Source organism: Pseudomonas sp. LFS044 (assembly GCF_047978245.1).
GTDB lineage: Bacteria > Pseudomonadota > Gammaproteobacteria > Pseudomonadales > Pseudomonadaceae > Aquipseudomonas.
Window position 1 is genome coordinate 17219 of record NZ_JBFPFX010000017.1, and the last position, 24029, is coordinate 41247.

General features: G+C 63.6%; 24 protein-coding genes. 15 read left to right on the top strand and 9 right to left on the bottom strand.

The features are described from left to right. Positions 1–77 precede the first annotated feature (77 nt). Genes rfbC through ACNQPL_RS15790 form a run of 5 tightly spaced genes read left to right on the top strand, consistent with a single transcriptional unit; the run spans position 78 to position 5191 of the window. Positions 78–623 carry a dTDP-4-dehydrorhamnose 3,5-epimerase gene (gene rfbC / locus ACNQPL_RS15770; protein ID WP_346613514.1) on the top strand — a complete coding sequence of 182 codons (546 nt, stop codon included), beginning with the start codon at positions 78–80 and terminating at the stop codon, positions 621–623. Further along, positions 620–1480: a dTDP-4-dehydrorhamnose reductase gene (gene rfbD, locus ACNQPL_RS15775; protein ID WP_416467214.1), complete on the top strand. Its 861-nt coding sequence runs from the start codon at positions 620–622 to the stop codon at positions 1478–1480. The genes rfbC and rfbD overlap by 4 nt, the downstream gene beginning before the upstream one ends. A gap of 38 nt (positions 1481–1518) precedes the next feature. Then, entirely contained in the window at positions 1519–3333 is a 1815-nt protein-coding gene (locus tag ACNQPL_RS15780; RefSeq protein ID WP_346613512.1) for a sensor histidine kinase, read from the top strand. Continuing rightward, positions 3330–4739 carry a sigma-54-dependent transcriptional regulator gene (locus ACNQPL_RS15785; protein ID WP_416467215.1) on the top strand — a complete coding sequence of 470 codons (1410 nt, stop codon included), beginning with the start codon at positions 3330–3332 and terminating at the stop codon, positions 4737–4739. Before ACNQPL_RS15780 ends, ACNQPL_RS15785 begins: the two co-directional genes overlap by 4 nt. Further along, positions 4736–5191 carry a YiiD C-terminal domain-containing protein gene (locus ACNQPL_RS15790; RefSeq protein ID WP_416467216.1) on the top strand — a complete coding sequence of 152 codons (456 nt, stop codon included), beginning with the start codon at positions 4736–4738 and terminating at the stop codon, positions 5189–5191. The genes ACNQPL_RS15785 and ACNQPL_RS15790 overlap by 4 nt, the downstream gene beginning before the upstream one ends. A gap of 59 nt (positions 5192–5250) precedes the next feature. On the opposite strand, the gene cysQ is transcribed toward ACNQPL_RS15790, so the two are convergent. Both cysQ and nudE read right to left on the bottom strand, forming a co-directional pair. Further along, on the bottom strand, positions 5251–6078 hold the full coding sequence (gene cysQ / locus ACNQPL_RS15795; protein WP_416467217.1) for a 3'(2'),5'-bisphosphate nucleotidase CysQ: 828 nt from the start codon (positions 6076–6078) through the stop codon (positions 5251–5253). Continuing rightward, entirely contained in the window at positions 6075–6641 is a 567-nt protein-coding gene (nudE, locus tag ACNQPL_RS15800; protein ID WP_346613508.1) for an ADP compounds hydrolase NudE, read from the bottom strand. The genes cysQ and nudE overlap by 4 nt, the downstream gene beginning before the upstream one ends. A gap of 64 nt (positions 6642–6705) precedes the next feature. Between nudE and yrfG the strand changes: the two genes are divergently transcribed. Continuing rightward, positions 6706–7368: a GMP/IMP nucleotidase gene (yrfG, locus tag ACNQPL_RS15805; RefSeq protein ID WP_416467218.1), complete on the top strand. Its 663-nt coding sequence runs from the start codon at positions 6706–6708 to the stop codon at positions 7366–7368. A 113-nt stretch (positions 7369–7481) separates the two neighbouring features. Here the strand turns inward: yrfG and lysM are convergent, their stop codons facing one another. After that, positions 7482–7922, bottom strand: a complete 441-nt coding sequence (gene lysM / locus ACNQPL_RS15810) for a peptidoglycan-binding protein LysM (RefSeq protein ID WP_176511958.1) — start codon at positions 7920–7922, stop codon at positions 7482–7484. Between the two features lie 175 nt (positions 7923–8097). Between lysM and fdhD the strand changes: the two genes are divergently transcribed. From fdhD to ACNQPL_RS15825, 3 genes are all read left to right on the top strand, one after another. Then, complete coding sequence (gene fdhD / locus ACNQPL_RS15815; protein ID WP_416467219.1) at positions 8098–8928, top strand: formate dehydrogenase accessory sulfurtransferase FdhD; 831 nt, start codon at positions 8098–8100, stop codon at positions 8926–8928. 5 nt (positions 8929–8933) lie between these two features. Beyond that, entirely contained in the window at positions 8934–11279 is a 2346-nt protein-coding gene (locus tag ACNQPL_RS15820) for an FdhF/YdeP family oxidoreductase (RefSeq protein ID WP_416467220.1), read from the top strand. 214 nt (positions 11280–11493) lie between these two features. Further along, entirely contained in the window at positions 11494–11973 is a 480-nt protein-coding gene (locus ACNQPL_RS15825; protein ID WP_016484415.1) for a glycine zipper domain-containing protein, read from the top strand. Positions 11974–12034: 61 nt separating this feature from the next. On the opposite strand, the gene ACNQPL_RS15830 is transcribed toward ACNQPL_RS15825, so the two are convergent. Then, positions 12035–12475 carry a thioesterase family protein gene (locus ACNQPL_RS15830; protein WP_346613504.1) on the bottom strand — a complete coding sequence of 147 codons (441 nt, stop codon included), beginning with the start codon at positions 12473–12475 and terminating at the stop codon, positions 12035–12037. Positions 12476–12577: 102 nt separating this feature from the next. On the opposite strand from ACNQPL_RS15830, the gene ACNQPL_RS15835 reads away from it, so the two are divergent. After that, complete coding sequence (locus ACNQPL_RS15835) at positions 12578–13042, top strand: hypothetical protein (protein ID WP_416467221.1); 465 nt, start codon at positions 12578–12580, stop codon at positions 13040–13042. Positions 13043–13311: 269 nt separating this feature from the next. Here the strand turns inward: ACNQPL_RS15835 and ACNQPL_RS15840 are convergent, their stop codons facing one another. Then, on the bottom strand, positions 13312–14853 hold the full coding sequence (locus ACNQPL_RS15840; protein WP_387523616.1) for a phosphoenolpyruvate carboxykinase: 1542 nt from the start codon (positions 14851–14853) through the stop codon (positions 13312–13314). A 179-nt stretch (positions 14854–15032) separates the two neighbouring features. Next, positions 15033–15932: an Hsp33 family molecular chaperone HslO gene (gene hslO, locus ACNQPL_RS15845; protein WP_416467222.1), complete on the bottom strand. Its 900-nt coding sequence runs from the start codon at positions 15930–15932 to the stop codon at positions 15033–15035. 119 nt (positions 15933–16051) lie between these two features. Here hslO and ACNQPL_RS15850 point away from each other — a divergent pair, with 119 nt between their 5' ends. Continuing rightward, complete coding sequence (locus ACNQPL_RS15850) at positions 16052–16846, top strand: phosphatase PAP2 family protein (protein ID WP_416467223.1); 795 nt, start codon at positions 16052–16054, stop codon at positions 16844–16846. Positions 16847–16985: 139 nt separating this feature from the next. Here ACNQPL_RS15850 and ACNQPL_RS15855 read toward each other — a convergent pair whose 3' ends face one another. After that, positions 16986–17387: an RNA-binding S4 domain-containing protein gene (locus ACNQPL_RS15855; RefSeq protein WP_346613499.1), complete on the bottom strand. Its 402-nt coding sequence runs from the start codon at positions 17385–17387 to the stop codon at positions 16986–16988. 109 nt (positions 17388–17496) lie between these two features. Here ACNQPL_RS15855 and ACNQPL_RS15860 point away from each other — a divergent pair, with 109 nt between their 5' ends. Next, the gene (locus ACNQPL_RS15860; protein ID WP_346613498.1) at positions 17497–17979 is read left to right on the top strand and encodes an ATP-dependent zinc protease; all 483 of its coding nucleotides are present in this window, start codon (positions 17497–17499) and stop codon (positions 17977–17979) included. Then, complete coding sequence (gene rimK, locus ACNQPL_RS15865; RefSeq protein ID WP_119137413.1) at positions 17976–18881, top strand: 30S ribosomal protein S6--L-glutamate ligase; 906 nt, start codon at positions 17976–17978, stop codon at positions 18879–18881. Before ACNQPL_RS15860 ends, rimK begins: the two co-directional genes overlap by 4 nt. A 53-nt stretch (positions 18882–18934) precedes the next feature. Here the strand turns inward: rimK and ACNQPL_RS15870 are convergent, their stop codons facing one another. After that, on the bottom strand, positions 18935–20248 hold the full coding sequence (locus ACNQPL_RS15870) for an ATP-binding protein (protein WP_346613497.1): 1314 nt from the start codon (positions 20246–20248) through the stop codon (positions 18935–18937). Positions 20249–20261: 13 nt separating this feature from the next. Continuing rightward, on the bottom strand, positions 20262–21002 hold the full coding sequence (ompR, locus tag ACNQPL_RS15875; protein WP_346613496.1) for a two-component system response regulator OmpR: 741 nt from the start codon (positions 21000–21002) through the stop codon (positions 20262–20264). 228 nt (positions 21003–21230) lie between these two features. On the opposite strand from ompR, the gene ACNQPL_RS15880 reads away from it, so the two are divergent. Further along, a complete protein-coding gene (locus ACNQPL_RS15880; RefSeq protein ID WP_416467224.1) occupies positions 21231–23555 on the top strand; it encodes a Tex family protein in 2325 nt (774 codons plus the stop codon). Further along, entirely contained in the window at positions 23555–23938 is a 384-nt protein-coding gene (locus tag ACNQPL_RS15885; RefSeq protein ID WP_346613494.1) for a PaaI family thioesterase, read from the top strand. Before ACNQPL_RS15880 ends, ACNQPL_RS15885 begins: the two co-directional genes overlap by 1 nt. Positions 23939–24029: the final 91 nt, after the last annotated feature.

The window sequence follows — 24029 nt, forward strand, 5'->3', positions numbered from 1 at the left end:
CTGCAACAGGCCAAGGCGGGCTAAATTGAACGAGGCCGGTAAGGTCCATCCCTGAGTACACGGGTAAGATAATCGCCATGAACATAATTGCTACCGACATACCTGACGTACTGATCATCGAACCGAAGATCTTCGGCGATAGCCGCGGCTTCTTCTTCGAAAGTTTCAACGCCCGTGAATTCGCCCAAAAGACCGGTTTTGATGCGCGGTTCGTCCAGGACAACCACTCACGCTCACAGCGCGGCGTGCTGCGTGGGCTGCACTACCAGATCGACAACCCTCAGGGGAAACTGGTCCGCGTGACCCAGGGTGAAGTGCTCGACGTCGCCGTGGACATCCGCCGCAGCTCGCCTACATTCGGCCGCTGGGTGGCTACCCGGCTCTGTGCCGCAGACCACCGCCAGTTCTGGATCCCGCCAGGGTTTGCCCATGGCTTCCTGGTGCTGAGCGAATCGGCCGACTTCCTCTACAAGACCACCGAGTACTACAACCCCGCCGCCGAGCGCTGCATCCGCTGGGATGACCCGCAGCTGGCCATCGACTGGGGCCTGCAGGCCCCGCCTTTGCTGTCAGCCAAGGACCAGGCTGGCGCCCTGCTGGCAGACGCGGATCTGTTCCCATGAAAGTGCTCGTGTGTGGCTGCAACGGCCAGGTTGCGCAAGCACTGAAGGTGCAACTGGCCGGGCTCGGCGAGCTGCACCTGCTTGGCCGTGAGCACCTGGACATGGCCCGGCCCGAGGCGCTGCGCGAACCGTTGCGCCAGCTGGCGCCCGGCCTGATCATCAACGCCGCCGCCTACACCGCCGTAGACCAGGCCGAGAGCGAGCCAGACACGGCCTTTGCAATCAATGCCGAGGCACCTCGCGTGCTGGCCGAAGAGGCGCTGCGGCTCGGCGCTCCGCTGATCCACTACTCCACCGACTACGTTTTCGACGGTGCCAAAGCTGCGCCTTATACCGAGAAGGACGTGCCCAACCCGCTGGGTGTTTATGGGCGCAGCAAACTGGCCGGCGAACAGGCCATCGCGGCGGTCGGTGGCGATCACCTGATCCTGCGTACCAGCTGGGTCTACTCGCTGTACGGGCGCAACTTCCTGCTGACCATGCAACGGCTGCTGCAGGAAAAACCGCAATTGCGGGTGGTCGACGACCAGGTCGGCGCGCCCACCTGGGCCGCGACCATCGCTGCCAGCACCCGCGCGCTGGTCGAGCGCTGGCAAGCCGGCGAGGCCGGTGCCTGGGGCACTTACCACCTGACCGCACAAGGGGAAACGTCGTGGTACGGCTTCGCCCAGGCCATCGGCGAACAGCTGAAAGCCCGTGGCCTGCCTTGCGCCGAACTGCTGCCGATCGCTTCCAGCGAATACCCGACACCCGCGCGCCGCCCGCTCAACTCGCGCCTGGACTGCGCGCGCCTGGCCCGCGAATGGGGCATCCAGCTACCTCACTGGCAGCAGGCGCTGATCGACTGCCTCAAGTAGCGCATAATTGCGCCAGACCCTTCTGGCGCATTTACGCGATGATTGCAAAACCCACGCACCCACGCCGTCCCCGCTGGCGCAGCCTGGCCCTGCTGGCCCTGTGCCTGGCGCCCTTGCTGTGGCCCCTGCACCACCTTGCCGAACGCTATTACCAGGACGAACTGGCCTCGCAGAACCGCCAGACCCTCGACCTGTACGTCGCCAACCTGCTCGGCACCCTGCACCGCTACGAAACCCTGCCGCAGATACTCGGCGACCTGCCCGCGCTGCGTGGCGTGCTGGCCGACCCGTTCAAGCTCGAAGCGGTGACCAACGCCAACCGCCTGCTCAAAGACATCGTCCACCAGACCGGTGCGGAAGTGATGTACCTGATGGACGTCAGCGGCAATACCCTCGCTGCCTCCAACTGGGACAAGCACGACAGCTTCGTGGGCCGCAATTTCGCCTTCCGCCCGTACTTCAACGAAGCCATGGCCGGGCACCTTGGGCGCTTCTTCGGCCAAGGCACCACCTCGGCCAAGCGCGGTTACTTCTTTGCCGCCGCAGTGCGCGACCGCGAGCGCATCGTCGGTGTGCTGGTGGTCAAGGTCGACCTCGACCATACCGAGACGCTCTGGGGCCGTACCCCCGAGCAGCTGCTGCTGACCGACCACAACGGCGTGGTGATCCTCACCTCGCGGCCCGACTGGCGTTTCCGCGCCACTCGCGCGCTGACCGAGGCCGAACGCCAGGCGATCATCGCCATCCAGCCTTACCCCACCCAGGCACCACAGCCGCTGGTGCTCAACCCGGATGCCTGGCTGACCCAGACCCGCGACATCAAGGAGACCGGCTGGCAGGTCAGCATCCTCGCCCCACGCATGCTGGTCGACCGCTCGGTGCAGACGGTCATGGCCATCGGCGGTGGTGCCTTGCTGGTGCTGATGCTGCTGGCAGGCCTGGTGATGCAACGGCGGCGGCACTATATCGACCGCATCGACTTCGAAGCCCGCGGCCGGCATGAGCTGGAAAATCGCGTGGTGCAGCGTACCGCCGACCTCGAAGGCCTCAATACCCGCCTCAAAAGCGCGGTGCTGGAGCGCGAAAACGCCCAACAGGAACTGGTGCGCGCCCAGGACGAGCTGGTCCAGGCCGGCAAGCTGTCGGTGCTTGGCACCATGTCGGCAAGCATCAGCCACGAACTCAACCAGCCCTTGGCGGCCATCCGCAGCTATGCGGAAAACGCCGAGATCCTGCTCGATCACCAACGCACCGAAGATGCCCGCGGCAACCTCAAGTTGATCGGTGAGCTGACCGGGCGCATGGCCTCAATCATCGCCCACCTGCGCGCCTTCGCCCGTCGCGATCGCCACGCGCCGGAAAGCGTGGCCCTGCAACCGGCGCTGGACGACGCCCTGGCGTTACTGGCCAAGCGCCGCCGGGCGATGGCCGTGGAGCTGATCCGCGACCTGCCCGATGCCACGCTGTGGGTACAGGCAGGCGAAACCCGCCTGCGCCAGGTGCTCGGCAACCTGCTGGCCAATGCCCTCGATGCCTTGACCGAAAAAGCCAACCCGCGCCGCCTGTGGCTGAGTGCCGAAAAACGCGATGAGTACGTCTACCTGTTCATCCGCGACAACGGCCCGGGCTTCAGCCGCCAAGCCCTGGAACACGCCAAGGAGCCGTTCTTCACCACCAAGACCCGCACCCAGGGGCTGGGCCTGGGCCTGGCCATCTGCGAAAGCCTGATGCGTGCCCTCGGTGGTGAACTGCTGCTGGGCAACCACCCGGAAGGTGGCGCCCTGCTCACGCTGCAAATGCGCGTGGCCGCGCCCGGCGCCAACCTGAAACCTTCGGAGGACCCCTCGGCATGACAACCGAGACTTGCATCGACAGCCAGGCCCAGGTACTGCTGGTCGACGACGACCCGCACCTGCGCCAGGCCCTGAGCCAGACCCTCGACCTGGCCGGGCTCAAGGTAGTCGCCCTGGCCGACGCCCAGGGCCTGGCCGAACGCATCGAGCCTGATTGGCCGGGCGTGGTAGTCAGCGATATTCGCATGCCTGGCATCGACGGCCTGCAACTGCTGGAACAACTGCACGGCCGTGACAAAGAACTGCCGGTGCTGTTGATCACCGGCCACGGCGACGTGCCCCTGGCCGTGCAAGCCATGCGCACAGGCGCCTACGATTTCCTTGAAAAACCCTTTGCCAGCGATGCCCTGCTCGACAGCGTGCGCCGCGCCCTGGCCCTGCGCCGGCTGGTGCTGGACAACCGCAGCCTGCGCCTGGCCCTGAGCGACCGCCAGCAACTGGCCACCCGCCTGGTCGGCCACTCGCCGTCCATGTTGCGCCTGCGCGAGCAGATCGGCGCCTTGGCCGGCACCCGCGCAGACGTGCTGATCCTCGGCGAAACCGGTGCTGGCAAAGAGGTGGTGGCCCGTGCCCTGCACGACTTGTCGAGCCGCCGCGATGGGCCTTTCGTGGCCATCAATGCCGGCGCGCTGGCAGAGTCGGTGGTTGAAAGCGAACTGTTCGGCCATGAGCCCGGCGCCTTCACCGGCGCGCAGAAACGCCGCATCGGCAAGTTCGAATTTGCCAATGGCGGCACGTTGTTCCTCGACGAAATCGAAAGCATGAGCCTGGACGTGCAGGTGAAGCTGCTGCGCCTGCTGCAGGAACGGGTGGTCGAGCGCCTGGGCGGCAACCAGCTGATTCCGCTGGATATCCGCATCATCGCGGCGACCAAGGAAGACCTGCGCCACTCTGCCGACCAGGGGCGCTTTCGCGCCGACCTTTATTACCGCCTGAACGTGGCGCCGCTGCGTATCCCGCCACTGCGCGAACGTGGCGATGACATCCTGGTGCTGTTCCAGCATTTCGCCGACACCGCCAGCCAGCGCCACGGGCTGCCGCCGCACAGCCTGCAGCCGGCACAACGGGCCATGCTGCTGCGCCATGGCTGGCCAGGCAACGTGCGTGAACTGCAGAACGCCGCCGAGCGTTTCGCTCTCGGCCTGGAACTGGCCCTGGACAACCCGCCACCCGTGGCGACAGCACCCTCGGCCCCGGCACTGCCGGGCAACCTCAGCGAACAGGTCGAGCAGTTCGAACGTTCGCTGATCGCCGCCGAACTGGCCCAGCCACACAGCACCATGCGCAGCCTGGCCGAAGCACTGGGCATACCGCGCAAGACCCTGCACGACAAACTGCGCAAGCACGGCCTCAATTTTGACGGCGGCAACAGCGGGGCAGACGACCACGAGGACCACCGTTCATGAGCAGCGACAGCCAGTACCTGCAGTCTGTACTGCACAGCGATATTCCCCTGACCCGCGAAATGGGCCTGGAAGTCATCGATTGGCAAGGCCAGGCACTGCGCCTGCAGCTACCACTGGCTGCCAACGTCAACCACAAGAGCACCATGTTCGGCGGCAGCCTGTACTGCGCGGCCGTGCTGGTGGGCTGGGGCTGGTTGCACCTGCGCCTGCGCGAGCTGGGTATTGATGACGGGCATATCGTCATCCAGGAAGGCCAGATCAGCTACCCCCTGCCGGTGACAGGGACGGCGGTGGCGCGCTGCGCGGCGCCGGATGACAAGGCCTGGGAACGCTTCGTGACCATGTTCCAGCGCCGTGGCCGGGCGCGGCTGACGCTGGAGACTACGGTCAGCAACGCTGGCCGCGACGAGCCCGCCGTGAAATTCAACGGCCAGTACGTGCTGCACCGCTGACCTGCACCGCAGGAATTGCCGGGGCCGCTACGCGGCCCTTTCGCGACGCAAGGCCGCTGCTACAAGGCCACCGCCAACTGGATGAGTGCCTGGCGCCAACCGGCGGCTGCAGGCAAGGCGAGGAAGAAGGGGTTGAGCAGGGACTCGCGGGGCGGATAGCGGAATGCCTGGCCGTCCAGGTTGATCACCTCGCCACCGGCGCCTTCCACCACGCCCTGGGCAGCCGCGGTGTCCCACTGCGAGGTCGGTGCCAGGCGCGGGTAGCAGTCGGCGCTGCCTTCGGCCAACAGGCAGAATTTCAGCGAACTGCCGATATTGGCCAGCTCCAGTTCGCCAACCGCAGCGCCGAGCCCGGCCAGCAGTGCTTCCTGCTGCGGGCTGGAGTGGCGACGGCTGGCCACCACGGTAAAGCGCCCATCGGCAGGCGGTGCATTACGTACCTGAATCGGCTGGGCTTGCCCGCCCGTCTCTACGCGCCAGGCACCCAGGCTGCGACCACCGAAATAGCAGCGCCCGGTAGTCGGCATCGACACCACGCCGAACACCACTTCACCCTGCTCGATCAGCGCGATGTTCACGGTGAACTCCTCGCTGCCTGCGATGAACTCCTTGGTGCCGTCCAACGGGTCGACCAGCCACCAGCGCTGCCAGCCCTGCCGTTCAGCCAATGGGATATTGCAGTCTTCCTCGGACAGTACCGGGATCTGTGGTGCCAGTGCCTGCAGGCCATCGGCAATGACCCGGTGCGCGGCCAGGTCGGCAGCGGTCACCGGCGAGTCATCGGCCTTGTTGGTCACCGCCACATCGGCCCGCCAGAACGGCAGGATCGCCTCGCCCGCCAGGCCGGCCAGCTTCACCACCTCATGCATCAGTTGCTGGTCGTTCATGCGTCGAGCAGCCCCCGCTGAATCAGCAGGTCACGCGCCAGATACAGCGCGGCCAGCGCCCGGCCTTCGCTGAACTGCGGGTGCATGGCCAGGGCCGACAGCTCGCGCAGGTTCACTTTGTCGACCCGCATCGGCTCCGGCTCGTCGCCCTCCAGGCGCTCCTCGTAGAGGTCCGTGGCCAGCACCACCTGAATCTTCTGGCTCATATAGCCCGGCGACAGCGAAAGCTCGGTCAGGTGCTCCAACTGACGTGCGCCAAAACCGGCCTCTTCCTTGAGCTCCCGGTCGGCGGCGGCCAGCACGTCTTCACCCGGTTCGATCAACCCTTTGGGCAGCGACAGCTCGTACTCGTCGGTGCCGCCGCAGTATTCCTCGACCAACACCGCGTGTTCGGCATCGAGCATGGCCACGATCATCACCGCACCATAACCATTGCCACGGCCGACCAGGCGCTCATAAGTACGTTCGGTGCCATTGCTGAAGCGCAACTGCACGGCTTCGACGCGGAACAAGCGGCTGCTGGCGACAATCTCGCGGCTGAGTACGGTGGGTTTCTGGCGCATGGGGCGGCTCCTTGGCGTGAACGGGTTACTATACCGTGGCTTGCCGACTGAACGAGAGTTTCCCATGCCTGTTCTTACCTGGTCCGCCATCGATACCGTCCTGCTGGACATGGACGGCACCCTGCTCGACCTGCACTACGACAACCGCTTCTGGCTGGAGCACCTGCCCCAGCGTTACGCCGAGGTGCATGGCGTGAGCCGAGCCATGGCGGAAATGGAGCTGCAGCCGCTGTTCGAGCGCAATGCCGGCACCCTCAACTGGTACTGCCTGGATTTCTGGAGCCGCGAGCTGAACTTGCCGATCCGCGAGCTGAAGCGCGAGATCGCCGACCTGATCGCCCTGCGCCCCGACGCCGACACGTTCCTTGCCGCAGTCCGCCAGGCGGGCAAGCGGGTGGTGATGATCACCAATGCGCATCGCGACTCGCTGTCGCTGAAGCTGGAGCGGGTGGAACTGGCGCCCTATTTCGAGCGGTTGATCAGTTCGCATGATTACGGCTACCCGAAGGAAAGCCCGCAGTTCTGGGATGCGTTGCAGGCGGATATCGGCTTTGTGCCTGAACGCAGCCTGTTCATCGACGACACGCTGGCGATCCTGCGCAGTGCACGGCGATTTGGCGTAGGGCATTTGCTGGCGGTGCGCCAGCCGGATAGCCAGGCGGCGCCGCGGGATACTCAAGAGTTCGAGGCGGTCGAGGATTACCGGGCATTGTTGGTAGGCCTTTAAGGCCAAATCGCCGGCAAGCCGGCCCCCACAGGTACTGCACAGTGCTCAAGGCCTGCGATGATCCTGTAGGAGCGGGCTTGCCCGCGAGAGGCCAGCACAGCGCTGAAGAGCTATCAGTCAGGAATGCGCAGCACCTGCCCCGGGTAGATCTTGTCCGGGTGCGACAACATCGGCTTGTTGGCCTCGAAGATCTTGTTGTACTGGTTGGCGTTGCCATACACCACTACGGAAATAGCTGACAGCGTGTCACCCTTTTTCACGGTCACGAACCGCGCAGCCTTGACCACCGGCCCGGTTACGGTGATCTGGTCATCTACGCTGGCCACGCCATTGATGTTGCCCGCCGCGAGGATGATCTTCTCTTTCTCCTCCTGGCTGGCCACTTCACCCTTGAGGATGATCTTGTCGCCCTCTACAGTGGCGGTGATGTTGGGGTTGCCCAGGCCGACACTCTCCACGTGCTTCTTCAACTGCTCCTCGGCATTGGCATTGCCCGGGGTCAGCAGGTCGATCAACTTCTCGCCGGCTTCCTTCACGAAACTGAACAGGCTCATTGCGTTCTCCTTGTTGACTGAAACCTCGGAGTCAGGAGTCTAGGCCAGGATTTCCCCTCCCGCCCCACTGCGGCCAATCGACGCGCTCTATCAAGGCATAGACCCTAGCGATTAGACGTGGCCAGCGCGCGGGCCTAGGCTGGTGCTATCAAATAGCCGCCGGTAGTCAGCCCCGATGAACAGCAAACCTCCGGTCTGCGCGGCCTCTACGCCTTTGGCCTTGCCTGCCGCCAGCAACTCCTACGATTACATCCAGCTCGACGATGCCACACGCGCCAGTACACCGCTGGCCGAAGAAGTCGCCCTGGCCATCGCCTTCAATGGCCTTAACCAGGCCGTGATGCTGGTCAGCCCCACCGACCTCGAAGATTTTGCCGTCGGCTTCAGCGTGGGCAGCGGCATTGTCGAAGGCACAGCAGAAATCTATGACCTGAAATTGTCGGGCAGCGGCTCGGCGATGTATGCCGACCTGGAGATTTCCAGCCGCGCGTTCTGGAACCTGAAAAACCAGCGCCGCCAGCTGGCCGGCACCAGCGGCTGCGGGCTGTGTGGTGTCGAGGCCCTGGAGCAGGCGTTGCCGGAACTGGCCGAACTGCCCGGCGCGCCTTTGCCTCCCGCGCAATGGCTGGCCGGCCTGCGCCAACGCATCGATGCCTTCCAGCCCCTGGGCCAGCACTGCGGTGCCGTGCATGCGGCGCTGTTCATGAATGCCGAGGGTGAGCTGCTGCTCGGCCGCGAAGACATCGGCCGGCACAACGCGCTGGATAAGCTGATCGGCGCCCTGCTGCGCCAAGGCATCGCCACTGAAGGCGGCCTGGCCATCGTCACCAGCCGCTGCAGCCTGGAGCTGATCCAGAAAGTCCTGCGCGCCGGCATCCAGACCCTGGTCAGCCTGTCGGCGCCCACGGGCCTCGCCCTGCAGTGGGCGCGCAAGCACAACCTCAACCTCATCCATCTGCCCAAACACAGTGCACCGCGGGTCTACAGCCCAGCGGCGGAGTCGTAACAGCCGTGACCTCGTACCAGCCTCTTCCAGACAACGCCCCAGCCTCCACCCCTCGCTACAAGCCCTACCACGGCCCCGCCGGTGGCTGGGGCGCGCTGCGCAGCGTGGCCAAGGCCTGGGTCGGCAGCGACAATGCGCTGAAAAATCTGCGCGCCTTGCTCAAGACCAACCAGAACGGGGGCTTCGACTGCCCCGGCTGCGCCTGGGGCGACTCGCCCGAGAGCGGCATGGTCAAGTTCTGCGAGAACGGCGCCAAGGCGGTCAACTGGGAGGCGACCAAGCGCCGCGTCGACGCGGCCTTCTTCGCCCGCTACAGCGTCAGCGCACTGCGCCAGCAGAGCGACTACTGGCTCGAATACCAGGGCCGCCTGACCGAACCGATGGTCTATGACCCGGCCAGCGACCGCTACCAGCCGATCGCCTGGGACGCCGCCTTCGCCCTGATCGCCCGTGAGCTGAACGCACTCACCAGCCCCGACCAGGCCGAGTTCTACACCTCCGGGCGGGCCAGCAACGAAGCGGCGTACCTGTACCAGCTGTTCGTGCGCGCCTATGGCACCAACAACTTCCCGGATTGCTCCAACATGTGCCACGAGGCCAGCGGTGTGGCGCTGGGGCAAAGCGTGGGTGTGGGTAAAGGCACCGTCACCTTCGATGACTTCGAGCATGCCGATGCGATCTTCGTCTGGGGCCAGAACCCCGGCACCAACCACCCGCGCATGCTGGACCCGCTGCGCGACGCCGTGAAACGCGGCGCCCAGGTGGTGTGCGTCAACCCACTCAAGGAGCGCGGCCTGGAACGCTTCCAGCATCCGCAAAACCCGCTGGAGATGCTGACCAACAGCGACCGGCCGACCAACACCGCATTCTTCCGCCCGGCCCTGGGTGGCGACATGGCAATGCTGCGTGGCATGGCCAAGTTCCTGCTGCAGTGGGAGCGCGAAGCGCAGGCCAACGGTGAACCGGCCGTCTTCGATCACGTCTTCATTGCCGAGCATGGCCATGGCGTGGATGAGTACCTGGCGGCGGTGGACGCCACCTCGTGGCAGCACATCGAGGAACAGTCCGGCCTGACGCTGGCCGATATCGAGCTGGCCGCCCGCATGTACTGCCGCGGCAAGCGCGTGATCATGTGCTGGGCGATGGGGATTACCCAACACCGCCATTCGGTGCCGACCATCCAGGAAATCGTCAACCTGCAGATGCTGCGCGGCAACATCGGCGCGCCCGGTGCAGGCCTGTGCCCGGTACGTGGCCACAGTAACGTGCAGGGCGACCGCACCATGGGCATCAACGAACGCCCGCCGGTGGCGCTGCTCGATGCCCTGGAAAAACGCTTTGGCTTTACGGTACCGCGCCACAATGGCCACAACACCGTCGAGGCGATTCACGCCATGCTTGAGGGGCGCGCCAAAGTGTTCATCGGCTTGGGCGGCAACTTCGCCCAGGCGACGCCGGATACCGAGCGGACCGCGCAAGCGCTGCGCAACTGCGCGCTGACCGTGCACATCAGCACCAAGCTCAACCGCAGCCACCTGATCCACGGCAAGCAGGCGCTTATCCTGCCCTGCCTGGGCCGCACCGACATCGACCTGCAGGCCGACGGCCCGCAGGCGGTTACCGTGGAAGATTCGTTCAGCATGGTCCACGCCTCCAACGGCCAGCTCAAGCCGCTGTCGCGCCAGATGCGTTCAGAGCCGGCGGTGGTCGCTGGCATTGCCGCTGCCACGCTGGGCAAGCGCCCGGTGGACTGGCACTGGCTGGTAGCCGACTACGGCCGCATCCGCGACCTGATCGCCGACACCATTGCCGGTTTCGATGACTTCAACCAGCGCCTGAGCCACCCTGGCGGCTTCTACCTGGGCAACAGCGCCGGCAGCCGCCAGTGGAAAACCGCCAGCGGCCGCGCCAACTTCAAGGCCAACCTGCTGCCGGACAGCCTGCTCGACGAGCGCGTGCGCGCCAGCGGCCAGTTGCCGGACCTGATCATGCAGTCGATGCGCTCGCACGATCAGTACAACACCACCATCTACGGCCTGGATGACCGTTATCGCGGCGTGCGCGGCCAGCGGGACGTGCTGTTCGCCAACGAAGCAGACATCATCCGCCTGGGCTTCCAGCCGGGGCAGAAGGTCGACATCGTTTCGCTGTGGGGGGATGAGCATGTGCGCCGGGTACACGGCTTCACCCTGCTCGCCTTCGATATTCCGGCTGGGCAGGCGGCGGCTTATTACCCGGAGGTGAACCCGCTGATTCCACTGGAAAGCATCGGTGAAGGCAGCCATACACCGACGTCCAAGTTCGTCGCCATCAAGCTTGAGCGGGCGCGCGACGACGGGCGGATCGTGTAAGGGCTGGCTGGCCGGCAAAAACGAAAAAGCCCTGTTCCACAAGGGTCCAGGGCTTCGTCACAATAACCTCAGACACGCGAAAATGGATTAAGTTTCATAGGAAATACAGCAACTTAGAGAATTGTGTACAACTCGTGCTACTCGTCGGATTTTCGTTGCCAGCCGCAGCACGGAGCCTCAAATTCGCCCTCGTCATCCCTATGAGGCTCTCTTGATGAAGAAGTACTCCTCGATTCTGTTGTTGTCTTTCAGCTTGCTCAGCGGCGTTGCCATGGCAGGCGGCAATACCGAGGCCGGCATTGGCGGCGCATTGGGTGGGGTACTCGGCTCCGTAGTGGGCAACTCCATCGGCGGTAGCACCGGCGGCGCCATTGGTGCCGGCCTGGGCGGCGCGGCCGGCGGTGCCCTGGGTGCCGACAAGCGCCAGCGTGGTGAGGCCGCTATCGGCGGCGCACTGGGCGCAGCAGGCGGTAACGTGGTCGGTCGCTCGGTGGGCGGCACCACCGGCAGCTACATTGGTGCAGCCGCAGGCGGCGGCGCTGGTGGCGCGCTGGGTAACTACATGGGCAACAAGGCCGATGAAGACGAGCGTCATGACGATCGCCGCTACCGTCGCGGCTACGACGACCGTCGTCACTACGACCGCGGCCGCCACTATGGCCACCGCAAGCACAAGCGCCACTGGCGCGACTGAGGTCGCAGAGCGGCCTCGGCATACTTGAAGAACAACATTAAGCCCGCACCCGCGGGCTTTTTTATGCCTGCGCGTCGAGCTGCAACCCGGCCAGGATGACCTGCAGCGCTTCCGGTAGCGGCACCGGCCGGCCGCTTGCACGCTCGATGAACACCTGCACCACCGTGCCTGCGGCGCAAGCATCCGCTTCGCCCGGGCGATACAGCGCCAGCCGGTACTCCACCGTACTTCCCGCCAGACGCGTCACGCCCAGGCCCACCTCAAGCACATCCGGGAAGCCTGGCAATGCAAAGAAGTCTGCCGCCGAACTGACCACGAACGCTGCCAGCGCGCCTTCACGCAGGTCGAACTCGGCTTGCTCGACGAGAAAAGCCTGGATGGCGGTTTCGAAGAAACCGTGCACGGTCGCACCGGCGACATGGCCATTGTGGTCGTTGTCCTGAGGACGGGTGAGGATGGGGTGGAAGTGGGAGAACGCGTTGCGGTTGGGGGATTCGGTCATGAGATATCCATAATTGGTTACACCGTGAGGAAACTTCCCACAGCAAGAGAGGAAGGGCTATAGTCGCAATCAACTATAGATTGCGTAGCATGGTTCATCCCGATGAAACCGAGAAAAGTCCCGATGCCCAGTCATCAAGTAGATCATGCCAATTTGAGCCGTATGGTGGAAACCGGACGAATCAATGCCACGCACATCGTCGGCCAGCCAGGCGGCTGGGCCATCCAAGTCGACGTGAATCATCAGGAGCATGTGCTGATTGCCCAGCGCAGCGGCAACGTTCGGTTGTTCAAGAAATTCGAAACACTGGTGAGCTACCTGCTCGAGATGGGCATCGACCATTTCGAGGTCGACGCTTCAGCCTTCGATCCCGGCCAGATGAGCACCTATCAACGCCCAGACCGGGCACAGGCCCTGAAGCGAGCGCATGAAGCAGCGGCCTACGAGGCATGGTTTGTCGAGCAGGTAGAGTCCAGCCTGAAAGATCCTACGCAGCCAATGGAGGAGGAGGAAGTGGAGCGACTGTTCGCAGCTCGCCGCAGCGAACTCAAAGCCAAAATGCGCTGATGCGGCTGGTTTGGCGTGACATGGCACGCCATGACCGCCTGCGCATCATGGACCATATTGCGCAGGCCAACCCGAAGGCGGCCATCTCACTGGACGAAAGCTTCGCAGAAAAAGCCAAACGTGCTGCCCAGGCCCCATCGATCTATAAACCAGGAAGGTATCAAGGAACACGCCGTGGAAATCGTTCGGATCCTGCATGCAAGGCAGCAATGGCCTTGATACGAAAAAACCGCCCCGAAGGGCGGTTTTTTTCAGAAGCTAGCGCCAGCTTACAGCTGTGGACCAGCAGCCTTGATGGCGTCGGACACGTCGAACTTCTTGAAGTTTTCGGTGAACAGCTTGGCCAGGCCTTTGGCAGCTTCGTCGTAGGCCGCCTGGTCAGCCCAGGTGTTGCGCGGGTTGAGCAGTTCGGTTTCGACGCCTGGAACAACCTTCGGCACGTCCAAGTTGATGATGTCCAGGTGCTCGGTCTCTGCACCGATCAGTGCGCCGCTCTGGATGGCAGCGATCACGCCACGGGTGGTCGGGATGCTGAAGCGCTTGCCAACGCCGTAGCCACCACCGGTCCAGCCGGTGTTGACCAGGTACACCTTGGAACCAAAGCCGTTGATACGCTTGATCAGCAGCTCGGCGTACTCGCCAGCCGGGCGCGGGAAGAACGGGGCGCCGAAGCAGGTGGAGAAGGTCGACTTGATGCCGCCGCCCGAACCCATTTCGGTGGAACCGACCAGCGCGGTGTAGCCGGACAGGAAGTGGTAGGCCGCCTGCTCGTTGTTCAGGATGGAAACCGGCGGCAGAACGCCAGTCAGGTCGCAGGTCAGGAAGATCACTGCGTTAGGCTCGCCACCCAGGTTGGCTTCGGCGCGCTTGGCGACGTGCTCCAGAGGGTAGGCGGCGCGGCTGTTCTGGGTCAGGCTGACATCGGTGTAGTCGGCATGCTTGTTGGCGTCGAGAACGACGTTTTCCAGCACTGCGCCGTGCTTGATGGCTTTCCAGATGACCGGCTCGTTCTTCTCGGACAGGTCGATGCACTTGGCGTAGCAGCCGCCTTCCATGTTGAAGACAACACCTTCGCCCCAACCGTGCTCGTCGTCACCGATCAGGTAACGGCTTTCGTCGGCCGACAGGGTGGTCTTGCCAGTGCCGGACAGGCCGAAGAACAGGGTTACGTCGCCTTCTTCGCCGATGTTGGCAGCGCAGTGCATTGGCAGCACGTCGGCAGCCGGCAGCAGGAAGTTCTGCACCGAGAACATGGCTTTCTTCATTTCGCCGGCGTAACGCATGCCAGCGATCAGCACCTTCTTGGCCGCGAAGTTGATGATGACGCAGCCGTCGGAGTTGGTGCCGTCACGCTCAGGCTCGCACACGAAGTTGGCAACGTTGAGTACTTGCCACTGGTCGCGGCCAGCCGGGTTGAACTGCTCAGGGTTGATGAACAGGCAACGGCCGAACAGGTTCTGCCAGGCAGTCTGGGTGGTCATCTTCACCGGCAGGTAGTGCTCGGCGGCCGCCCCTACGTGAACGTAGGAAACGAAGTGATCCTGGGCGTTGTTGAACGCCTCGACGCGGTCCCACAGGGCATCGAACTTGTCGGCCGGGAACTTGCGGTTGATCGGGCCCCAGGAGATGGCATCCTGGGTGGAAGGTTCTTCGACGATGAAACGGTCAGCCGGCGAACGGCCAGTACGGTGCCCAGTCTCCACGACCAGTGCGCCGGTATCGGCTAGCACGCCTTCACCGCGTTGCAGCGCTTCTTTTACCAGCTCATCGACGCTCAGGTCGGTGTACACGGTGTTGTTGGCTTGCGTCATGAGATACCCCATCCGGCCCGAGGCCGAGTGCTCCAAACGTTTTGTAGTTGTCTGTAAAAAACTACTACAGCGAAAAAAGTGGCCGGATTATGCCAGAAACGCCCAAAAAAAGTAGGCCCCTCCTGTCGTAACCGCGCTTTTGCGCAATTCGACAGGAGATTTCCCTGCAATTAAACGTTTCAGTGGCGAGTTTCTGACGCCGTGTCCGTGCCGCCACCGGCAAACAGTTGCGCCACATCGCTGGCATCGAAGAAATAGCGCTCGTTGCAGAACTGGCAATCGATCTCCACCTTGCCGCCACACTCGTCCACCAACTGCTTGGCATCGTGCTCGCCAAGACTGACAAGCGCATTGCCGGAACGTTCGCGCGAGCAGCTGCACTGGAAGCGCAGCGGCTGGATATCGAACAGCCGCACGGCATCTTCGTGGTACAGGCGGTGCAGCAGGGTTTCGTTGTCCTCGGCCCACTCTTCGGCCTTGAGCGTCTTGGCGAGGGCGATCACGTGCTGCCAGCTGTCTTCACGCTCTTCTTCATCACGCTGGCGGTCGACCGGCAGCTGCTGCAACAGCAGGCCGCGGGCCTTGCCGCCTTCGGCATTGAGCCAGAAGCGGGTGTTGGTCTGCTGGGACTGGATGAAGTAGTTGGTGAAGCATTCCGACAGGTTGGCGCCGTCGAGCTCGACAGTACCCTGATAGCGCTGGCCCTTGACCGGGTCGATGGTCAGGGTCAGGTGGCCGTCGGGCATCAACTGCGCCAGCGTCGCTTCGCCAGGGATCTGGTCCGCTTCGTAACGCGCCATGCCGCGGATGGCGCGCTCGCTCGAGCACTCAACCATCAACAGCGGGATCGGCCCAGCCGAGCGCGCCTGCAGCACCAGCAAGCCGTCGAACTTCATGGCGCCAACCAGCAGCGACGTGGCGGCCATCAATTCGCCGAGCAGTGCGGCCACGGGCTGTGGGTAGGCATGACGAGCCAACACCGCGGCGTAGCTGTCATCGAGTGCCACCCACTCGCCGCGAATATCGCGGTCGTCGAAGATGAAACGTTGGGTGAAATCGGTATCTGGCAAATCGCTCATAGGTTTTGGCTATCTGAAAATGATGACAAAATGGTTACACGGGATTTCGAACACTTGCGAAAACCCATGACAGAGCGCTCACAAGGCGCTCCGATTCCCGTTGGCAATAGAGGTATTTTATGGACAATCGACCACTGTTCCAAGCAAGGTGGTCCTGGGGCCCTTTGGCAGCCTGCACATTGCTGCCTATCGCTCTACTGTGTTTCTGGTTATGGCCTTTTGGCCAGATCCTGTGCCTGACTTTCGACGAATGGCTGTTCCACAGCCTTAATGCGCCCTTGGCCGACAACACCACCTGGCGCTACATCTGGACCGTCGGCAGCCTTCGGCCCTTCGACATCGTCGTTGGCCTGATCCTGCTGGCCGTGCTGATCCGCGGTGACTGGGTGTTCAAGGCCAGCCAGGTGCGTGAGGCCTTTTTCGGCTTTCTCGTCACGCTCATCCTGTTAGTGGTGATTCGCGCGGTGTTTTCCAAGTGGGTGGATGCAATGGGCTGGCAACACGATAGCCCGTCGATGGTGTTCGACAACGTCGTCCACCTCAGCGATTACTACCCGAACCTGGAAAAAGCCTGGGAACTGAAAGACCGCTCCAGCAAGAGCTTCCCGGGCGATCACGCCTCGGTGCTGCTGATCTGGGCGCTGTTCATGAGCCTGTTCAGCCGGCGCCTGGTGCAGCGTCTGGTGATCTGGGGCCTGGCGTTCCTGTTCATGCTGCCGCGCCTGGTGGCGGGTGCGCATTGGGGGCAGGATGACTACATCGGTGGTTTGCTGATGGCAGTGCTGGCACTGGGCTGGAGCTGCCATACGCCACTGGCGGCGAAGGGCAGCGCGTTGCTGCTGCGCTGCACGGCACCGTTGTTCAAGCTTGCAGCCAGGCTACCGTTGGTCGGGCGATTGGCGGTGATCCGCTAAATCATCAGGGCTGCCTTGCAGCCCATCGCCGGCAAGCCAGCTCCTACAAAATCCGCGCATGCTCAAAGAACTGCGCAGGGCGATCAGCGGTGATCCGCTAGATCGTCAGGGCTGCTCTGCAGCCCATCGCCGGCAGCGCTCAATCAAAACTGCCATGCAACTGGTGAATCTGCCGACGCTGTTTCTTGTTCGGCCGGCCATCGGTCGTCACACCCATCGCACCTGCCTTGCGCATCTCTGCGGCCTGCTCGCGGCGCTTCACACTTTCTTCGGTTTCTTCATACAACGCCTGCGCCTCAGGTGCCCCTCTGCGTACAGCAGACAGTGCCTTGACCACCACCGTGCGCTCATCGAAACCGGTGCGCAGCACGAACGCATCGCCCACCCGTGGCTCCTTGCCCGGCTTGCAGCGCTCGCCCCGACAATGCACCTTGCCACTCTCGATCGCCGCCTTGGCCAGCGCGCGAGTCTTGTAGAACCGCGCTGCCCATAGCCATTTGTCCAGGCGGACCTTGTCGTCTTCTTCGCCTTTTTGTGCCATCCCGTTACCTCGAATTCTGTCTTTCATCGAACTGTACTACCGTAACTGACGGATGCAAAAAGTCCCCGTCGTGCTTACAGTTCACCACCTTATCCCCAGGGTGTGCTTCGTGAAGACATTTGACCATCTGACTGTGATCGGCCTGCGCGAGTGGGTCGCCTTGCCCGACCTCGGTGTGGCGGGGCTGCGCGCCAAGATCGACACCGGGGCCAGCACCTCCAGCCTGCACGCCACAGAGGTGGAACCCTTCGAGCGCGACGGCGAGCCATGGGTGCGTTTTACCGCCCACCTGGGCTCGATCGTGCAACTGCGTCACCGCCGTTGCGAAGCGCCGCTGGTCACCATGAAGACCATCAAGAGCTCCAATGGCCACGCCCAGACCCGTTACGTGATCCGCACCCCGTTGGCGCTGGGCGACCGCGTGTGGCAGGTGGAATTTACCCTGGCCTGCCGCAAGAGCATGCGCTACCGCCTGTTGCTCGGCTCCAAGGCGCTTATCCATGGGCAGCTGGTGGTCAACCCGGGGCTCAAGTACGTGCAAGACAAACCGGCCTTTCCGGCCACCCTTTCCCCTGTCACAGGTGCTGCATGAAGATCGCTGTGCTGTCGCGCAATCCGCGTCTGTATTCCACCCGCCGCCTGGTCGAAGCCGGTACCCAGCGTGGCCACGAAATGGTGGTGATCGATACCCTGCGGGCCTACATGAACATTGCCAGCCACAAGCCGCAGATTCATTACCGCGGCAAACCACTGGAAGGTTTCGATGCGGTGATTCCGCGCATTGGCGCGTCGGTGACGTTCTATGGCTGCGCGGTGCTGCGCCAGTTCGAGATGATGGGCGTCTACCCGCTCAACGAGTCCGTGGCCATCGCCCGCTCCCGCGACAAGCTGCGCTCGTTGCAGCTGCTGTCACGGCGCGGCATCGGCCTGCCAATTACCGGTTTCGCCCACTCACCAGATGACATCCCCGACCTGATCCAGATGGTCAATGGCGCACCCCTGGTGATCAAGGTGCTCGAGGGCACCCAGGGCATCGGCGTGGTGCTATGCGAGACCACCCAGGCCGCCGAGTCGGTGATCGAAGCGTTCATGGGCCTCAAGCAGAACATCATGGTTCAGGAGTACATCAAGGAAGCCGGCGGTGCCGACATTCGCTGCTTCGTGGTGGGTGACAAGGTGATTGCCTCGATGAAGCGCCAGGCCAAGCCAGGCGAGTTCCGCTCCAACTTGCATCGGGGTGGGGTCGCCAGCCTGATCAAGATCACACCTGAAGAGCGGATTACCGCTATCCGTGCAGCCAAGGTAATGGGCTTGAGCGTGGCAGGTGTAGACATCCTGCGTTCCAACCACGGCCCGCTGGTGATGGAAGTGAACTCCTCACCGGGCCTGGAAGGTATCGAAGTGACCACCAGCAAGGATGTGGCCGGGATGATCATCGAGCATCTGGAGAAGAATGGCGGGCCGAACCAGACCCGCACCAAAGGTAAAGGCTGAGGTTGACCGTGCCGGCCCCCTCGCGGCTTTAGCCGCAAAAGGGCCGGAGCAGATCACACAGCATTGCGCGGCAGCAAAAGCCCCAATGGCAACCTTACCCGCGCTTCGATCCCGCCGCCGGAGCGGTTGCGCAACTCCACATTGCCACCATGCTGCGCCGCGATCCGTTTCACGATCGCCAAGCCCAGCCCGGTGCCCTTGCCGCCCCGGGCACGGTCACCGCGGATGAACGGGTTGAAGATGGTCTCCAGCTCCGACTCGTCGATACCGGCACCCCGGTCAAGCACACTGAGCACCACGTAAGGCGCGCTCTCGTCGCCCGAAACATAGGCGGCCACCTCGACCCCTTTGCCAGCGTGGTGCAGGGCATTGCCGATCAGGTTACCCAGCATGCGCTTGAGCGATACCCGACGCAGCGGGAACGGGGGGATCGGCTCCAGGCACAGGCGTACCCGCTCCTCTGGCTGGTTGTAGGGCGCCACGACCTCGCGCACCAGGTCGGCCAGGTCGACCTCCTCCACCGGTTCATCGCGGCCATCGCGGATGAAGGCCAGGAACTGGTCGAGAATGGCGTCCATGTCCTCGATATCGCGGACCATGTCATCGCTCAGCTCGTTGTCGCTGTCGAGCAATGACAAGGACAGGCGCAGGCGTGTCAGCGGCGTACGCAGGTCATGGGACACACCGGCCAGCATCAGCTCGCGCTCACGCCCGGCCTGCTCGACATCCTCGGCCATCTGGTTGAAGGCACGGTACACCTCGGCCATTTCGCTCGGCGTATCACTGATCGGCAGCCGCACGCTGCGCCCCTGGCCCAACTGGCGGGCAGCGAACACCAGGCGCTTGAGCGGCTGGTTGAGCTGTCGCACGAAGATCCACGCCGAGGCGGTCGACAGCAGGCCGATGGCCAGGAACCAGCCAAGCACGTTCCAGATCTTCTGGCCACGCAGCGGGTGCGGGTACAAAGGGACTTTCAGCCAACCTGGGCCCAGGCTTGGCGCGTTGACCCACAACGCCGGCGGCGCATGGATGCGCAAGCGCACCTCGGTGTCTTCACCCAGCTCGGCCTGCATCTGCCGCTGATAGATTTCGCTGTAAGGCCAGTGCTGCTCGCCTTCCGGCACACCAGAACCGGTCACACGGATCAGGCCTGCGGCTTCGGCAATCTTGTCGCGGTTTTCCTCATCGGCTGCCCAATAGGCACGCAGCGTCAGTGCTACACCGTGGCTGTACTGCCGATCGACCAATACGTCCTCGTTCATCAGCAGGTAGACCAGGGTCAACGCCTTGGAGAACAGCACGACGATCAGCACCAGCCACAATGTGCGGGCGAAGAAGCTTTGCGGGAACCAGAGCGGCGTTTTCATCGACGGTGTGGGTTCATTTTCCGGCGTTTCCGTCCGGCACGAAGACGTAACCTACGCCCCACACAGTCTGGATATACCGTGGCTTGGAAGGGTCCGGTTCGATCATGCGGCGCAGGCGCGAAATCTGTACGTCGATGGAGCGCTCCAAGGCATCCCACTCACGGCCACGGGCCAGGTTCATCAGCTTGTCGCGGGTGAGCGGTTCGCGCGCGTGCATGACCAGCGCCTTGAGCACGGCGAACTCGCCGGTGGTCAGCATGTGCACTTCTTCACCGCGCTTGAGCTCACGGGTAGCCAGCGACAGCTCGTAATCGCCGAAGGTGACCGACTCGTCCTCGCTGCCCGGGGCGCCCGGCACGCTCGGTGCCTGCCGGCGCAGCACGGCCTTGACCCGCGCCATCAGCTCGTCCGGGTTGAACGGCTTGCCCAGGTAATCGTCAGCGCCCAGCTCCAGCCCCTTGATACGGCTGAGTTCGTCGCCCTTGGCGGTGAGCATGATGATCGGGATCTGGTTGTTCGACTGGCGCAGGCGCTTGCACGCGGACAAGCCATCTTCACCCGGCAGCATCAGGTCAAGCACCACCAGGTTGAACACTTCGCGCTGCAGCAGGCGGTCCATCTGTTCGGTATTGGGCACCGCACGGGCACGGTACCCCTTGCTGGTGAAGAAACGTTCCAGCAGGCTGCTGAGCCCCGGATCGTCGTCGACGATGAGAATCTTGTCACCTTCAGCGTTGTTTGGGGTGCCGGTCATGAATAACTCCTCTGATATCGCCGCGCATTATGGCGTAGCCATTGCCACGCGTGCCGTGAGCATTGTTAGCAGATTTTTCCCCCGGCGCCAGTTCCCGGCCTGGTCAACTGGCCTGGCGCCATCACCGCAAGCCGTCCTCGATGGGTATAATGCGCGGCTTTCATCCAGCGCCGCCGGGCGAAACACGCGCCTTGCAGCCCCCGTATTCACAAATGTCAGGTGGTTTACATGGACAGCATCAACAGCCGTATCGCCGAGGAACTGGGCGTACGCCCGCAGCAGGTCGAGGCGGCCGTGGGCCTGTTGGACGAAGGCTCGACCGTGCCCTTCATCGCCCGTTACCGCAAGGAAGTGACCGGCAGCCTGGACGACACCCAGCTGCGCCACCTGGAAGAGCGCCTGCGCTACCTGCGCGAACTCGATGAGCGCCGCGCCAGCATCATGTCCAGCATCGAGGAACAGGGCAAACTGACCCCGGAGCTGGCCCGCGAGATCAAGCTGGCCGATACCAAGACCCGCCTCGAAGACCTCTACCTGCCGTACAAGCAGAAGCGCCGTACCAAGGGCCAGATTGCCCTGGAAGCCGGCCTCGGCGAGCTGGCCGATGGCTTGTTCAACGACCCGCAACTCACCCCGGAAAGCGAAGCCGCGCGGTTCGTCGACGCCGAAAAAGGCGTGGCCGACGTCAAGGCAGCGCTGGAAGGTGCCAAGTACATCCTCATGGAGCGCTTCGCCGAAGACGCCGCCCTGCTCGACAAGCTGCGCAACTTCCTCAAGCAGGAAGCGGTGCTCAGCGCCCGTGTGGTAACCGGCAAGGAAGAAGAAGGCGCGAAGTTCCGCGATTACTTCGCCCACGACGAACTGCTGCGCAACTGCCCGTCGCACCGCGCCCTGGCGATCTTCCGTGGCCGCAACGAAGGCGTGCTGAGCGCATCGCTGAAGGTCGGCGAAGAGCTGCCGGGCACCCTGCACCCGTGCGAAGTGATGATCGGCGGCCACTTCGGCGTGGAAAACCGCAACCGCCCGGCTGACAAGTGGCTGGGCGAAGTGGTGCGCTGGACCTGGAAGGTCAAGCTGTACACCCACCTCGAAACCGACCTGTTCGGCGAGCTGCGTGACAACGCCGAAGGCGAGGCGATCAACGTCTTCGCCCACAACCTGCACGACTTGCTGCTGGCCGCCCCAGCCGGCCCGCGTGCCACCCTGGGCTTCGACCCGGGCCTGCGTACCGGCTGCAAGGTGGCGGTGGTGGATGCCACCGGCAAGCTGCTGGACACGGCCACGGTGTACCCGCACGCCCCACGCAACGACTGGGACCGCACCCTTTCGGTCCTCGCCGCCTTGTGCGCCAAGCATTCGGTCGAGCTGATCGCCATCGGCAACGGCACCGCCAGCCGTGAAAGCGACAAGCTGATCGCCGAATTGGTTAAAAAATACCCAGCACTGAAGATCACCAAGATCATGGTCTCCGAAGCCGGTGCTTCGGTGTACTCCGCATCGGAACTGGCGGCCCGGGAATTCCCCGACCTGGACGTGTCGATCCGTGGCGCCGTGTCGATTGCCCGCCGCCTGCAGGACCCGCTGGCCGAACTGGTGAAGATCGACCCGAAATCCATCGGTGTCGGCCAGTACCAGCATGACGTGTCCCAGCTCAAGCTGGCGCGCGGCCTCGACGCCGTGGTCGAGGACTGCGTGAACGCCGTGGGCGTCGACGTCAACACCGCTTCCGTGGCGCTGCTGACCCGCATCTCCGGCCTCAACGCGACCCTGGCGCAGAACATCGTCGCCCACCGCGACGCCAACGGCCCGTTCGCCACCCGCGCAGCGCTGAAGAAAGTCAGCCGCCTGGGCGAGAAAACCTTCGAACAGGCCGCAGGCTTCCTGCGCGTGATGAACGGCGACAACCCGCTGGACGCCTCGGCCGTTCACCCTGAGGCTTACCCGCTGGTGCAGCGCATTGCCGCCGACACCGACCGCGATATCCGTTCGCTGATCGGCGACAGTGCCTTCCTCAAACGCCTCGACCCGAAGAAATTCACCGACGAGAGCTTCGGCCTGCCGACCGTCACCGACATTCTGCAAGAGCTGGACAAACCTGGCCGCGACCCTCGCCCCGAGTTCAAAACCGCTACCTTCCAGGACGGCGTCGAAGACCTCAAGGACCTGGAGCCCGGCATGATCCTCGAAGGCGTGGTCACCAACGTCACCAACTTCGGTGCCTTCGTCGACATCGGCGTACACCAGGACGGCCTGGTGCACATCTCGGCGCTGTCGGAGAAGTTCATCAAAGACCCGCGCGAAGCGGTCAAGGCCGGTGACGTGGTCAAGGTCAAGGTCATGGAAGTGGACATCCCGCGCAAACGCGTGGGCCTGTCCATGCGCATGAGCGACACCCCGGGCGAGAAGGTCGAAGGCAACCGTGGCGGCAACCGCGGCAACGGCGGCAACCGCCAGCAGCAGGCGCCGCGCCAGCGTGAAACCGCGACCGCCGCCCCAGCCAACAATGCCATGGCTTCGCTGTTCGCCAACGCCAAACAGCTGAAGAAGAAGTGATGGAAATCCCCCAAGAGCTGGTGCAAAGCGCCTACAGCCAGCTCCTCGGCTGCCGCGTGCAACGCCTGGACACAGGTGTTGCCGAGGTTGCCCTGGCGCTCGAGCCACACCTGCGCAACCGCGGTCAGAAGCTGCACGGCGGGGCCATCTTCAGCCTGGTGGACATCGCCATGGGCTTGGCCTGCTCGGCCAGCCATGGCTTCGACCAGCAGAGCGTGACCATCGAATGCAAGATCAACTACATGCGCGCCGTCAGTGACGGCGAGGTCGTGTGCACGGCCCGCGTGCTGCATGCCGGGCGCCGCACTCTGGTGGTCGACGCCGACGTAGTCCAAGGCGACAAGCTGGTGGCAAAAGCGCAGGGAACCTTCGCCGTTCTCTAGCTCACCAAGCGGTATCTGCGGTATTTTTCGGCAGTGCGCTGGCACTGCCGAAACCGCGTAAACCAGGCGACAACGCCAGTTCCTTTCTTCC

What these genes read in the sequence shown, in the direction of transcription:
- rfbC (WP_346613514.1), top strand. Translation starts at nt 78, where the DNA reads ATGAACATAATTGCTACCGACATACCTGACGTACTGATCATCGAACCG.
- rfbD (WP_416467214.1), top strand. Translation starts at nt 620, where the DNA reads ATGAAAGTGCTCGTGTGTGGCTGCAACGGCCAGGTTGCGCAAGCACTG.
- ACNQPL_RS15780 (WP_346613512.1), top strand. Translation starts at nt 1,519, where the DNA reads ATGATTGCAAAACCCACGCACCCACGCCGTCCCCGCTGGCGCAGCCTG.
- ACNQPL_RS15785 (WP_416467215.1), top strand. Translation starts at nt 3,330, where the DNA reads ATGACAACCGAGACTTGCATCGACAGCCAGGCCCAGGTACTGCTGGTC.
- ACNQPL_RS15790 (WP_416467216.1), top strand. Translation starts at nt 4,736, where the DNA reads ATGAGCAGCGACAGCCAGTACCTGCAGTCTGTACTGCACAGCGATATT.
- cysQ (WP_416467217.1), bottom strand. Translation starts at nt 6,078, where the DNA reads ATGAACGACCAGCAACTGATGCATGAGGTGGTGAAGCTGGCCGGCCTG.
- nudE (WP_346613508.1), bottom strand. Translation starts at nt 6,641, where the DNA reads ATGCGCCAGAAACCCACCGTACTCAGCCGCGAGATTGTCGCCAGCAGC.
- yrfG (WP_416467218.1), top strand. Translation starts at nt 6,706, where the DNA reads ATGCCTGTTCTTACCTGGTCCGCCATCGATACCGTCCTGCTGGACATG.
- lysM (WP_176511958.1), bottom strand. Translation starts at nt 7,922, where the DNA reads ATGAGCCTGTTCAGTTTCGTGAAGGAAGCCGGCGAGAAGTTGATCGAC.
- fdhD (WP_416467219.1), top strand. Translation starts at nt 8,098, where the DNA reads ATGAACAGCAAACCTCCGGTCTGCGCGGCCTCTACGCCTTTGGCCTTG.
- ACNQPL_RS15825 (WP_016484415.1), top strand. Translation starts at nt 11,494, where the DNA reads ATGAAGAAGTACTCCTCGATTCTGTTGTTGTCTTTCAGCTTGCTCAGC.
- ACNQPL_RS15830 (WP_346613504.1), bottom strand. Translation starts at nt 12,475, where the DNA reads ATGACCGAATCCCCCAACCGCAACGCGTTCTCCCACTTCCACCCCATC.
- ACNQPL_RS15835 (WP_416467221.1), top strand. Translation starts at nt 12,578, where the DNA reads ATGAAACCGAGAAAAGTCCCGATGCCCAGTCATCAAGTAGATCATGCC.
- ACNQPL_RS15840 (WP_387523616.1), bottom strand. Translation starts at nt 14,853, where the DNA reads ATGACGCAAGCCAACAACACCGTGTACACCGACCTGAGCGTCGATGAG.
- hslO (WP_416467222.1), bottom strand. Translation starts at nt 15,932, where the DNA reads ATGAGCGATTTGCCAGATACCGATTTCACCCAACGTTTCATCTTCGAC.
- ACNQPL_RS15850 (WP_416467223.1), top strand. Translation starts at nt 16,052, where the DNA reads ATGGACAATCGACCACTGTTCCAAGCAAGGTGGTCCTGGGGCCCTTTG.
- ACNQPL_RS15855 (WP_346613499.1), bottom strand. Translation starts at nt 17,387, where the DNA reads ATGGCACAAAAAGGCGAAGAAGACGACAAGGTCCGCCTGGACAAATGG.
- rimK (WP_119137413.1), top strand. Translation starts at nt 17,976, where the DNA reads ATGAAGATCGCTGTGCTGTCGCGCAATCCGCGTCTGTATTCCACCCGC.
- ACNQPL_RS15870 (WP_346613497.1), bottom strand. Translation starts at nt 20,248, where the DNA reads ATGAAAACGCCGCTCTGGTTCCCGCAAAGCTTCTTCGCCCGCACATTG.
- ompR (WP_346613496.1), bottom strand. Translation starts at nt 21,002, where the DNA reads ATGACCGGCACCCCAAACAACGCTGAAGGTGACAAGATTCTCATCGTC.
- ACNQPL_RS15880 (WP_416467224.1), top strand. Translation starts at nt 21,231, where the DNA reads ATGGACAGCATCAACAGCCGTATCGCCGAGGAACTGGGCGTACGCCCG.
- ACNQPL_RS15885 (WP_346613494.1), top strand. Translation starts at nt 23,555, where the DNA reads ATGGAAATCCCCCAAGAGCTGGTGCAAAGCGCCTACAGCCAGCTCCTC.